Source organism: Vibrio sp. 10N.222.49.A3, from assembly GCF_041475145.1.
GTDB lineage: Bacteria > Pseudomonadota > Gammaproteobacteria > Enterobacterales > Vibrionaceae > Vibrio > Vibrio tasmaniensis_A.
The window spans coordinates 1-14,740 of record NZ_JBFRVM010000021.1; the positions used below are offsets into that span (position 1 = coordinate 1).

Genomic DNA, 14,740 nt, shown 5'->3' on the forward strand with positions numbered 1-14,740 from the left:
TAAGTGAACGGCATTACACTAAATAGTGTTCCTTTTTTGGTTTTAGTGATTGGCATTTTATGCGTTAACTATTGGGATCAATGCCTGGTAAATCATCCACTTGATGATGTTGCGTATCATCGTGATCTTGTTGGTTAGTATCATGTTCATGCCCTTGGTGTTCAAGCGCACCCGATAAATCTAGATGCGCCACATCATCATGTCCTAATACAATATGATCCGCTTCCGCCATCACAATATCCATATCAGCAGGTAGTTGATGTTCAGGTGCATCTGCTACAGGCGCTGCAGGTGTAATCCCCAATGCATCAAGATAAGCAGCTGCGCCAGTAACAGGGTGATCATTTACTGCTTGATGTTGGCTATCGGGGACAACGAGACCAACATCATCAAGGGTGACAGAGAGATCTTCACTCGTATCGGCACTAAAGTCAGGTTCATCATGTTGTACTGGCGGAGGTGGGGCTGGTGACGTAACAGCAGTTAATGGATCATCAACCCCATTCACATTAATTGTTATTGTATGAGAAGCTGTATTATCTGGTGAGTTTATTGTAAAGGTTTCTGTTCCACCATGCGCAGAGCTTAATGAATTTGTAGCGGCAAGGTTATTATCAAGGTGATATACCCAATCACCATTGGCTGCTAATTCTAGATGTCCATAAGTTCCTGCAATGTGTGGATCTGGTGTGAACTGATCTTCACCATGATCGGCATCTTTTAAATTCAAGTGACCAGCTAATGTATCCTTTGTAGCATCTTCTGTAATTGCACTTACGCTTTTACTTGTCATGGTACCATTAATAGTCGCACCATCATTTTTACCTGTAACCGCAATAATAACTTGCTCGGTAGCGACCTCTTTACCATTTTGTAAACCATGAATGGTGAAATGCTCCTGCTCTACCTGACCTGCTTTTAGGGCATTAAGATCTTTATTGGAATAACTTCTAGCGCCATCATGATCAAGGTAATAAATCCATGTGCCACCTGTTGATATTTGCAAGTGACCATATGTGCCCTGAATCATATTAGGGGTGCTATCTTGCCCTGTAGCTTGTTCATGCCAGATAATATGTTGACCATTATTATATGCATCTAACTGTCCATTTGCTGAATGTTGACCCGTTGCTCTATCATCTTCATTTACATTAGCGTGTGCAATGCCACTTGCATCAACATCGGTTACCGCGATATGAAAATCATAGGTACCTGTTGCGCCCTTAGCATCCGTTGCCGTGACCGTGATATCTAAGTCACCGTCTGCGCTATGTGGAGGTGTCCCCCATATTCGCCCCGTTTTCGCATCAAAATGAAGCCAAGTAGGCATACCTAACGCTGTATCTTTGCCTTGCCAACCTGGGTTAACACTATCAGGGTTTACTGCTTCCTCAGTATGTTGCGAAACAGCTAAACTTAACGTAAAGCTATCTCCCTCTGCATCGGTAAATAAATTTGATGGGAGCGTCATGTCGATTGCATGTCCTTCACTATCGTCGGTATTCGCCACTGCGCCCGTCACTTCAGGAGCATCGTTTGTACCTCTTATACTAATGACAATATCTTGGGTGGTGCCATCACTGGCGGTCACCGTTATTTTATCCTGAACTGATTCACTCGCATTAAGTTTTTGAACTTTCGTTTGATCAATCTCATAAGTCCATTGATTATTGACTATTGAAAAATGTCCGTAACCATTAACTCCACTTTTATCATGAAAATCTGCAATTATCGGATTTTGCCCTGTATCAACATCCACAATATTAAGGCTGCCATGTGCAGACACAGTATCACCGATATCTCCCTCTTTGAGGTTGGCAGAAATATCACCTTTAAACTCAGCCTTGGTATCGCTACCTGTAAGGTTAACGGTCACCTGATGTGTCACACCATCGGAGGTATTAAAGGTAAAGGTCTCGGTCGCTTTTTCGCCATCCGCTAGCGCAGTGGTTTTGTCACCACCAACAAACGACCAGTGCCCATTATGCATTGAAAAATTGCCATAACCGTTATCACCCAAACTATCGGTTACATCAATAAAGGTTGCTGGTACTGTATCTGGGTCATTAATGAGTAAATCTCCCTCGACACGGTCTACTGCATTATAGGAAGCAGTGGCATGATCGGTATTACGGGTAAATGTCATATAGCCATTATGACCGTAATTGGGGTCTCCCATGTTCATGACCCATTGTGTTGTTTCAATTTTCATACCATGGGCTGCGCCTCCCGCTACACCTGCCCCCACTATTGCATACCAACGCCCTGCATTAGGGTCATTAGCTACGACCTCTGGGAAGTAAAAATGGCCATCAACATTCGCTAGCCATGCTCCTTTGGCGACGGTTAAGTCTGCATGGGTATTGGCGGCACTCCCTTCCGTCATTGACAACGTATCAGTACCACTAACCGTAGAAATATCATCGACCGGTATGATTTCGAAATTACCTATTTTAGGAAAGGAATCGGTATGTCCATCATTTACGGTAAAGCCAAATTGCACGCCGCCGTTATAATCTTGAGCAGGTACAAAGGTTATTTTACTGATATCAGCCGTCAACACATCCAAAGGAATAGTGATAGGGTGGCCGTCATACTCAAATTGCCCTTTAAAAGCATCTGGCAGTGCGGTAATCGTTATATGGTCAAGCTGGTCGCCGTGATCTTTATCGATAAAACCAAAATCTTTAGCGCTAAAGTGTTGTGTTGTATCTTCATCAATCGAGTGAATATGCTGAGCAAGTGACGAAACAACTGTTGGTCTGTCGTTGGTGCCAGTGATTGTAATGATTAAGTCTTTTTGATCCGTAGCGCCTGCGCCATCAGTTACCGTTACAGAAACGCTTACTTGTTCAGTTTTACCTAATGCTAAATGATCGTAACCCGCATCGGTGGCATCAAACTTATAACTACCATCTGCATTAAGTGTAAAGCCTGGAACATGCTGACCCGTCGTTGGCGTAATTGCCGTGTATGTAGCGCTATCACCAGTATCAACATCTGTTGTTGTGATTTGCCCTTTATGCGCAGTATGGCCACCTTCAATAGCAGTAACGGCTGAAGTAGCATCAATGACAGGTTTGTCGTTAGTACCATGAATCGTCGACGTTAGTTGGTGTGTTGTACCATCCTTAGAATGAACGGTTAGGGTTTCGGTAAAGGTATCACCATCGCCGAGACTGTTAATATGGGTGTTATCGTTGTCAACCTTGTAGAGCCAACGGCCGTCAGCATGCAGAATGAACTGCCCTATACCCTTATCACCTGCAACCCAGCTACCCGTTGCTGTGCTACCCGACCCCGATGGAGTGCCCGTAGGCGTAAACAGGGCTTCACCTGCGTCTGGATCCCGTACATTGAGCTGATTCTGGTTGGTTTCAATTATCCCCGACGACTGTACGTGAATATCTTCTGTGATACTCGCGCTATCGGTGCCTGAAATCACCGCTACATCTTGTGTATCGGTGATACTACCGCTTAGGTCAATACTATGGCTGTGCCCAGCGCTAGAGGTTGCCGTAATATGAGGCGTAACCGTTCCCGAAAAGTCTTTTGGCAGCGTTACCTGCAGACCGTTCGCCTCACTTGGTGTAATTGTCCACGTTTTGGTATTCGCATCGTAGCTACCAGCGCTTAACGTTGCCCCTGCAGGCAAACCTGATACCGCAAAAGTGACTGCTGCATGAGCGTCTGTTGGGTCGATAGCGGTTAAGGTAAGGTCGTAGGGCCCCTTGTCTTCAACACCACTAATTGGTGGAGCAGATACAATGATATCACCCGCATGTGCTGGGTCCAGTATTACCGGTGCCGATGATGCGCTATGCGCACTGGTACCATCCGGATTTTGAGTCGTTGCTCCTACGGTGATAATCGCATTGTACGAAACATTAGATGGAACTTTAACCTCGAGCGAACCACGTGCCCAACCTAAGATATCTAAGCCATCTTTTTGGTCCGTCGCATCGATGGTGTGCGTATGTGTGCCATCAGTGACAACTGAGCCAATGGGTAGACCGTGTAGATGAACAGCTTGGAGCGCGTCGTCTTTATCGTGTGGCGTCACATCGGCATTGATGACTAAGTGGTGTGGGTCATTGGTAACATTGATTCCTGCCGTGTTTATCACGTGCGAATGGTCTGACCCAGAAGGAACTACGGTGCTGTGGAGCCCGGTATGGTCAACAATACCTGCCCCGTTCACCCCTAGATCGATCAACACATGTTTTGGATCTAGACCCTGCTCACCTAGTGGCCCTTGAGCTACCTGAGACGCTGCAACTGCTTCTTTTACTACCGTTACGTGTTCGATCGTTGCGACGATGGGTGTAATGGGAGGTACGTTTCCGCCACCGTGATTCGAACCGTGACTCCAGACAATATGGCCATGCTCATATCCAGTAGCATAACGCCCATCTCCAAGTGATATAGGGCTTCGACCCGTTCCGATTAGTAGCTCGGTCGAGCCTGCACGCTCGACAATAAACTTGGGCACATTCGCGTGGCCACCGCCGTAAGGGATCGAGATAGTTGACGCGTCAACAAAGCCATCTTCCGTTAGTGTCATGCCAGCTTTCGGTGCTGTTAAATAATGTTCACTCGAACCGCTGTCGCCTAGATAATGCGTTGGCATACTTTCAGAGTTTGAACCATCAGGGTAATCAACAGGCTTACCATTATCGAATATCGACATGGTGGGCGCTTTAATGCCTTGCCCTTCATCCACAACCACAGTTAATCGGTGGAGTTTGCCATCGGTAATATCAATGTGGGTTTCAATAGGATCCATGCCCGAAATCCAAACGGTAACACTGTGGGGGTTTGTAAGGGTTACTCCGCCGTTCCCGAATTTAGAACCATCCGAATAATAATGCATTTGAGCATAATCCAATTTACCTGGACTACTAATATGCCCTCCGTACTGGGCGATCACATCACCATTGTGGTAACTCTCGCTCTTATCAAGCGTGATCCCCATTTCAAAGGTCAGCGTATCTCCGTAGTCTTTAGCTGTGTGGTCACCACCGCCATCAGGATTAAGTATCGCATCGATTGAAAGATGATGGGCAGAATCCGTCTGAAAGCCTTTTTGCGGTGCAACAGAAAGGTTTATGTCCGCAGCGTCGGTAACCGATGCTACGGCTACCGTCATATGGTTATTAACATCGGCATGGCCATCATTGACCTTGTAGTCTAAAGATATATCTCCCTTGAAGTTAGCTTCTGGGTGCAGCGTCCACGTACCATCGTGATTATCAGTTACTGTGCCGTGGCCACCATTAACAGTTACGCTGTTGATATCCAGGGTGTCGCCATCTACGTCGGTCGCTCCAGCCAAAAGCTGCGATTTAATCAGGACGATGTCGATGTCTTCAGAGGTGCTAGCGCTCGTCGCTACGACCTTTGTTGCATCGTTGACTGAACTCACTGCTAGGGGATTAGTAAATGCCCGCACTTCGGAACCATCCGAGACCTTACCTACAATCATTAAGTCGCCATGAAAATCTTGATTTGGCGTGATCGTGTAGGTTCCATCCTTATTGTCAACTAAAGTACCGTGGTTGCTAACATTGAGATCAGTTAATGTTAGCGAATCACCATCGACATCTTTAGCGCCAATTCCCGTTAGGATCTGATCTGTTGTTAGCGTAATAGCTCTGTCTTCGTCTGTCGTAGCCACTTGACTAAGCAAGGTCACCGTTGGTCGATCGTTAGTTCCTACCACTTCAACTTGTGCTGTTTGGGCGACTCTTCCACCATGCCCATCGGCAACGTTAAAGCTCACGGTGATATTGCGAGTAACACCCGCTGCTATATCTTGGAATGCCTTGTTAGAAGGGTCAACGGTGATTGTATGTCCGTCGGCACCTAGGGTCAGCCCGGCAGCAAGCCCGGTTGTCGCGGCTGCGCCATCGATGCTGGTCTCGATACCGGCAATTGACAGCGTATCGCCATCAACATCTGTTGCACCGCTAAGCAGATCTATCGTCTCGCTTGCGCCATCTTCCGTAACTGTTTTCGCTGTTGGAGAGCCTGTTATGACTGGTGAATCGTTTGTGCCCGTAACAGTTAATGTCGCAGACTGTTGAACCGTTCCACCATGACTATCCGTTATATTATAAGTGATCTTAACTGTTTCAGTCTCACCTGCAGCTAAATGTTGAAACTCAGGTGTATTAGAATTAATGATGAGTATATGTCCACCTTTACTCATCGTTAAAAATGAAGGAACTGTTGATGTTTTTGAGGCTGTACCTATTTGATATTCGATATGGCCAACAGATAATGTATCGCCTGTATCAGCATCAATAGCACCAGAAAGAAGATCTATTGCCCCCATTCCTGAGTCTTCAGCTTTGCTGCCAGTTACTCCGGAAGTAACTGAAGGAGGCGCATTTACAAATAAAGAAATAGCTTGCGTTGCTGATTGAGATTCACTTCCTGCTGAAGCTGTTGCTGTTGCATTAAAATGCAAATCCCCATGGAAGTTAGCGTTATGAAGGTTAAGTTCTAAACCATTAAGGTCTGATTTATGCAGAACCCACATTTTTGCAACCGCATCGTGTGTACCATGATTTAGTGTAGCTGTATCAGGTAAACCGCTAATTTTTATTAACAGATCTTCAGTATCACCACCCGTATCTGTTGTAGCCACATTTAAATTTAACGCAATAGTGGTGCCTTGCTGTGCATCAGGTGCTGTCGCATTTAGAATTGGCTTATCTAGTGAGCCTTGAATAGTGATTGTGACATTTGTGGTAACTGAAGTACCATCTGTTGAAGTTGAGGTCACTGGAATGACTTCAGTTAATGTCTGATGTACACCAAGGTGATCAACGTCAGCATTATTATTATCAATGGTGAAATGATAATGGCCATTACTATCTATGGAGAAATGGCCATATTTAGTTGCGTGATCAGCTTGTACCGTGAAACTTGCAGTATCGCCTGTATCAACATCTGATGTTCTTAATTCACCATTGATTGTTGTTTGAGCTGCATCTTCTTTTATTTCTGCATTAATTGCTGCAGGCGTAATATTTTGAACCGTATGGCCACTGACTTGTAAAATAGTTTCAGCAGAATGTTCACCTGCGCTATTTTCGACATGTATAGTATGTTTACCATCAGCTAAATTGCTTGCAGAAATTTCCCAATGGCCATTAGTATCGGCAATAACAGAGGCTATTTGATGATTACCGTCCATCACATTGATTGTTTCACCTGCAGTTGCAGTGCCACTATAAACAGTATTACCTACTTGTAGGTGTTGATATGAGTGATAGTAGAGGTAATCTACTTCACTGCCACCGCCTGTACAAACACGATTTACAATCGCAATTGTCTGATGGCCTGTGTTATCTTCAAATACAGCTATCCCGCCTGTCCATGCATTGCCATGGCCCGTTGCTCCGCCAGAGCCTGTGTTTACCGTATCTGGAACTCCATTTGTATGCCACCAATCATGGTTATCAATTCGGCTGAAGCCACCTGCGCCACTATGTCCTGTTGTTGTTGTTGCAGGGTTTGTTATCCAGTTATGATCTGATCCAGGTTTATATAGTCCGACTAATTTCACCCCTGATCCGACACCGACCTGATCAGTCCCCCAACGCGCCATATTTTCTGCATTACTTGGCGCAACATCAATGTTGGCGCCTGTTGGGTTTGAGATTACGTCAACATCTTGTAATTTTAAGGTGCTTGATGTGCCTACCGGTGCTGCGTGTGCTGACTCGATGATAGGTTTATCGTTGGTGCCTTGAATTGTGATATCTACAATTTGCGTCGAGCCATCACTGGCTTTAAATGTGTAGTGATCCTGTACCGCAGGTTGATCGGGATCGAGATGCTGAACTTTGCTCTCGTCTAGGGTATAGGTCCATTGGCCATTGCGCATTTGAATATGGCCGTATGTTGTCGCCGTTGATGCTACATCTATAAAGCTTGGATTATCGCCAGTATCAACATCTGTAATTGATAACTGCCCTGTAGCAGTAACGGTATCGCCAATATCGCCTTCATTAACAACAGCTTGTCTATCACCAGAAATAACAGAAGCATCATCTGTATTGGCTATGTGCAAAGTATTCGTTGCTTCTACTGAATCTGTACGACCATCGCTAACGGTATATTTAAATTGTACATCACCATTGAAGTCTTTAGCCGGTACAAATTGTAGTTTGCTGATATCGGCAGTTGATATACTTTGACCCGCACTTACCTCTTGTCCATCAAGCACAAACTTACCTTGGGATACTTCTGGGATATCTGTGATTTTGATGGCATGTAATGTGTCGCCACTATCAACATCAGTAAAACCAAACTGACTTGCTTGCATTTGGTAGTGTGTATCTTCAGTGCCATGTGCAAGTGTCGTCGCAGTTATGGTCGGTTGATCATTGGTGCCTGTCACCGTTATTGTTATATCGTGAGTAGTGTGGTCTGCAGAATAAACACGATATACAACTTTTTCTACTTCACCTTCAGCTAATGATTGCAAGCGACTATTGGCTACTTCATATCCCCAAGCGCCACTTGGTGTAATGCGTAAAAAACCACCAAAGGGATCGTGAATCGCCTGTTCTCCTAATAACAGATTGACCTGAAAATGGTCTTGCCCTGCATCAGGATCTGTCACACTCAGCAAACCCGATGCAACGACAGGCTGTAATGAACTGTGACCCACATTATGATCTTCAATAATCGTTCCGGTATCACTACCGCTTATAACCGCTTTATCAGCAACTGCACTTAAACTGCTGGTAGCTCCAGTATGAGTGACACCGCCATGTGCATCTTTGACATCATAGGTGAAATGAACTTTACCGTTATAGTCTTTTTCTGGTGTGAAAGTGTATGTACCATTTTGGTTATCTAAAATCGAGCCGTGATCTGGATGAAGGTTTGCTACTGTAAGCAGTCCAGAGTCATTTTTATCGACATCTATTGAATTTTGTAACAGTTGTGCAGCTGTAATGGTTTGTCTCGTATCTTCAGTACCTGCGTTGAGTTGTACTTCTGAAGAGCAATAAGGCCTGTCGTTACTACCATTGATAGTGATGACTATATTATGTGGTGTTCCATCTTTTGTGTGAACGGTGATAGTGTCTGTGAGTGTTTCACCCTCACCTAATTTATCGATAGCGGAGCCTCTGGTTGTGGGCCTTCCACCAATGTGACTGAGACTTCCAGCATCGGCATAGTAATCCCAATCTCCATTTGGATTTAAAATTAAGTCACCATATGTACCGTGATAGTTATACCCCACATTATTATCAGCAAAGCCAGACTGACCAGAGTCAGGATCAATCACAGATAAGTGTCCATTAGCGTTTAGTGTACTAACTCGAAGTGTCGCCATACCCGATTGAGCATGATCTGGTGACATATTATCTCCAGCCGCTTTCTCAGTGACACTTGCAGTATCTACTCCACCTACCACAGCATTATCATTAGTGCCGTTCACTTTAATGGTGACTTGATGAGGTGTGCCATCGGCTGAATGAACGGTAATGGTATCAGTAGCGGTTGCGCCATTACCTAACGCTTGAACTGCTGGGTTAGTGTTATCTAAGTCGTAGGTCCAAGCGCCATTATCTGTTAGATGTAATGTACCTAAGGAGCCTTGGATATCAGTATTCGCAAAGTGTGCTTCGCCTGTATCGACATCGGTGACAGTCAGTGTGCCTGAGGTCTGAAGTTGAGATTCTTCTGTTACTGCGCCAGTATTAGATCCGCCAATCACGGCTTTATCATTAGTGCCATTGATGGTTACCACGACATCATGCGTTGTACCGTCTTTCGAAGTCACTTTAATTGTATCTGTTAACTGCTCACCTTCGCCTAAGGATTGAATCGCTGTTTGAGAATTATCGGCAGAGTAACTCCAGCTCCCATCTTGACTGATCTCCAATTTACCATAATGACCTTGTAGGGCCGTTTTGTTAAATCCATGGGATACAAAACTACCTTCACCTGTATCTATATCGACAATATCTAACTTACCTGTCGCAGTCAGTTCATTACTCTGAGGATTAGCGCTCACATCTTCTTTTAATGCCCCCGTATCGACACCACTAATGACCGGCGTATCATTCGTGCCCGTCACCGTAATCACTAAATCTTTAGTATCTGTTGCACCTGCAGAATCGGTCACGGTAACAGGGATAGTGAACGTGCTTATCTCACCTGCTTTAAGGTGTCGGAAGCTTGCATCTGTTGGGTCTAGGTTGTAGCTACCATCTGCATTGAGTGTAAATCCACCCTGTGTTGATGTGGTTGTGAAGGTTGTAGTATCACCCGTATCAATATCCGTTGAGGTGAGTTGACCTGTGACTACTGCACCATCTTCAGTGGCGCTCACTGGCACAATCGGATTAATAACAGGCGCATCGTTTGCCGGTGTTACATCAACATTGATAGTTTGACTGGTTGTCGTATGCCCATCAGTCACTGAAAGAACAACTGAAGCAGGACCATTGTAATTAGCATCAGGCGTAAACACGATTTCACCTTGCGCATTCAGCGAGGCACTACCGTGTGTCGCTGACACACTCGGGGTCAACGTATCCGTCGTATCAATATCCGTTGCATGGAAGGTAATGGTTTTACTGCCATCCTCGGTTACCGTTTGCGTCGCAACAGGGGTGATAACAGGTGCATCATTGGTACCATTGATGGTTACCAAAATAGTTTTCTGTGTGCCATCAACCGAGGTTATTGTTGTCGACTCTGTTAAAGTTTCACCAACACCTAAAGCCTGAATAGCCGCTTGTTTTGAATCTGCGGAAAATAGCCAAATGCCACTTGGTATAAGTGTAAATGAGCCGATCCCGTGGTCGCCAACAATGCCAGATTGCATCGGAAATGTAGCTTCATTCGTATCTACATCGCTAATGAATAGCTTGCCTTGTGTAAGCATGTAGTTTGGGTGAACATTCAACTGATTTGTTAAATCTTGATCTTCGGTAACTGCTCCCGTATTTGTACCAGTAATAACAGCCTTGTCATTAGTTCCATTAACGGCAATGGTCACTTGGTGAGTTGTACCATCTGCTGAAGTAACTGTAATGGTATCGGTTGTTGCAGCGCCTTTACCTAGGGCTTGCACCGTTGGGTTTGTGTTATCTAAATCGTAAGTCCACTGCCCAGCATCGGTTAAATGCAATGTCCCAAGCGAGCCTTTAATATCAGTATTTGAGAAGTGTGCTTCACCGGTATCGGTATCTGTAATAGTCAGCGAGCCTGAGGTTTGTAACTGCGTTTCTTCGGTCACTGCGCCTGCAGAAGTCCCACCAATTACAGCCGTATCATTAGTCCCATTCACCGTAATGGTAATTTGATGCGGCGTACCATCTGCTGAGTTGACAGTAATTGTATCAGTCGCTGTCGCGCCTTTACCTAAGGCTTGAACTTGTGGATTCATATTATCTAAATCGTAAGTCCAAGTGCCGTTATCAGTTAAATGTAAAGTGCCTAATGTGCCTGCAATATCAGTGTTGGAGAAGTGTGCTTCACCAGTATCTACGTCAGTGACAGTCAGTGTACCTGACGTCTGAAGTTGAGATTCTTCAATCACTGCACCAGAGTTTGTCCCGCCAATGATGGCCTTGTCGTTAGTGCCATTAACCGTAATAGTAATTTGATGTGGTGTGCCATCAGCAGAATGAACAGTAATGGTATCGGTAGCGGTTGTTCCTTTACCTAACGCTTGAACGGTTGGGCTGGTGTTATCTAAGTCGTAAGTCCATGTCCCCGAATTAGTGAGGTGTAAGGTGCCTAAAGTCCCAGCAATATCGGTATTGGAGAAGTGTGCTTGACCGGCATCAAAATCAGTCACAGTCAGTGAGCCAGAGGTTTGAAGTTGAGATTCTTCGGTGACCGCGCCGGCACTTGTTCCGCTTATCACGGCTTTGTCATTGGTACCATTAATAGTGATTTTGATGGTCGACGGTGTGCCATCAACAGATGAGACAGTGAAGGTTTCTTCGAATTTACCGCCGACGTTTAATTGATTAAACGCACTGTTGGCGGTGAACACCCAATGACCATTAGCGTCAATAGTCAGGTCACCGTTGGTACCTGAAATAGAATCCGGCGTGAACGCATTGTCTAGATTATCCACGTCGGTACTGGTCAATGTTCCTGATGTCGTTATCGCTTTGTCAGTCTCATCCACACTGACCGTTGCGGTACTGACCGTCGCTTTATCATTGGTGCCATTAATCGTGACTTTAATGGTCGAAGGTGTGCCATCAACAGACGATACCGTAAAGGTTTCTTCGACTTTGTCGCCCACGTTTAATTGATTAAACGCGCTGTTGGCGGTGAAGGTCCATTGGCCATTAGCACCAATGGTGAGGTTGCCGTTGGTGCCAGTAATCGAATCCGGTGTGAATGCGTTATCTGGGTTATCGACGTCGATACTGGTTAGTGTGCCTGAGGTGGTTACCGCTTTGTCGGTTTCATAGATGGCAACGGTCGCACTGCTGACAGTAGCTGCGTCATTAGTGCCATTTACTGTGATAGTCACTTGATGCGGCGTGCCATCAGCAGAATGAACGGTGATGGTATCAGTAGCTGTCGAGCCTTTACCTAATGCTTGAACGGTCGGGTTAGTGTTATCAAGATCGTACGTCCAAGAACCAGTATCGGTCAGATGAAGCGTACCAAACGAGCCTGCAATATCGGTACTTCCTGTGGATGAAGTAGCGAAGTGCGCTTCACCGGTATCCACATCCGTAACAGTCAGTATGCCCGAAGTCTGAAGTTGGGACTCTTCGGTTACCACGCCGGCACTGGTTCCGCTTATCACGGCTTTATCATTGGTGCCGTTAACGGTAATTGCAATTTGATGAGGAGTGCCGTCGGCGGAGTGGATGGTTATGATGTCTGTTGTCGCAGAGCCTTGACCAAGAGCCTGAACTTGTGGATTTTTATTATCTAGATCGTAGGTCCAGTCGCCATTGTCTTTAAGGTGTAAAGTACCCAGTGTCCCCTTGAGGTCGGAATTAGAAAAATGCGCCTCTTTTGAGTCGATATCGGTGATGTTGAGTTGGCCTGAAACCGTTAGGTCTTTATCTTCAGTAACTTGGCTTGAGCCATTACTTGTCCCGATAGCGAAAAACGAACTTGGTGAATTTGCTGTACTACTCGTGATTACTGCATGGTCGTTGGTGCCATTGATCGTAACCATAACTTGATGCGCTGTACCATCAGCTGAGTGAACAGTGACGATGTCTGTCGCAGTTGAACCTTGGCCAAGTCTTTGAACTACTGGGTTATTGTTGTCTAAGCTGTATGTCCACGCACCGTCTTTGGTGATGCTTAGCGTACCGAAATTACTAGTCACTTGTGAGGCTTGAAAGTGGTCCTCTCCAAGATCAGAGTCCGTTACCGAAAGCTGCCCTTGAACTTGTGTCGTTAAATCTTCAGTTAACGTGCCAGCATCCACACCCGTAATTACGGCATTGTCGTCGTTTCCGCCAATCGTCATATCGATCGTTTGCGGTGTGCCATCTTTGGTGTGAATAGTGAAGCTTTCGTGCAATGAAGTGGCTGCGGTTAAAGCTTGAACATTAGAGAGCGAGTTATCAACTTGATACTGCCAATGTCCATCAGCATCGATAGTTAATGAACCATATTTACCTGAGATAACTTCCGGTGTAACCGAACTTTCATTTTGGTCAGGGTCTATGACATCGATTTTGCCGTTCGCATGTAACAAGCCTTGTGAATCAATATTGTGATCTTCTGTTACGACACCTGTTAAGTCTCCAGAAATACTTGGCGTGTCTTGCTTACCTGTTACTGGTATCTGGACAATGATGCTCGAGCCATTAGATAGATGTAACGCAAAATGGTCAGTACCTGGTTGGTGCTGATTTAACAGGATGTATTGAGGAGAATTTGGATTCAATACGAATGTGTATTGACCATTTGCATCAACATGAAGCTCTCCGTACGTACCTTTTATGACTTCTGGCATAAAGGTGACGGGTAAAGCGGGCGTCGTAGGCGCATTCGAATGAGTCGGCTGACCGTTACTTCCTGAGGAGATAGTCGGCATCGATACCGAAGGAATGTAATGGACTTGCGGGTGAGAAAGCGTCGATAAATGATGAGAAGGAACCAAGTGAGAGCTCGAACCATGGGCGGCATGACTTGCACTTAAGGTTGAGTTTACGTCGTTGTCACTCGTCTGAGCTTCTTGGAGAGCAACCGCTGATGAGTCCGCCTTGTTATGGTCATCGGTGACATCTTTTTCGGTCACGTTATTTGCGGTTACTTGATCTGCTGCGTCGCTGGAATTGTCTATACTTTCTGCAGCAGCGTGTTTAGCCAATGATGGCAAAATCATCATGAGTGACTGAAAAAGTGGGATATTCACTTTTAGATGTGAATGCAGTCTGCGCTTCTTTTTTTGTGTTGGTTTCTTTTGTTCTAGCTTGTTACTTTTCTTATTTTTGATTTCTGTATTTTTCTTGTTTGCTTCGACGTTTTTTTTGTTAGCCATTTTTATCATCCGTGAATCGTGGTTGCACTATCTTAAGTAAAATACACAGATAGAGGTTTCGCTAGCTAATTGGATAATTTTTAAAGAAAAAACTGCAAAGTCGAAGAATTATCTCATTTTGATGAAAGAGAGGATGAATACTTTTTCAACGGTCAGGTAAATATCGGCACAATGGCATTGACCTTACCCTAAGGGGAACGTTTATAGTTGCGTTGTAAATTCAAA

Annotated in this window: 1 protein-coding gene; it reads right to left on the minus strand. The window is 45.1% G+C overall.

Going from position 1 to position 14,740, the window contains the following annotated elements; all coding sequences use genetic code 11:
* Positions 1 to 64 precede the first annotated feature (64 nt).
* Positions 65 to 14,515 (minus strand): VCBS domain-containing protein, encoded by a 14,451-nt coding sequence (locus tag AB4589_RS03515; RefSeq protein WP_372099364.1) that lies wholly within the window; start codon positions 14,513 to 14,515, stop codon positions 65 to 67.
* Between the last annotated feature and the right edge of the window lie 225 nt (positions 14,516 to 14,740).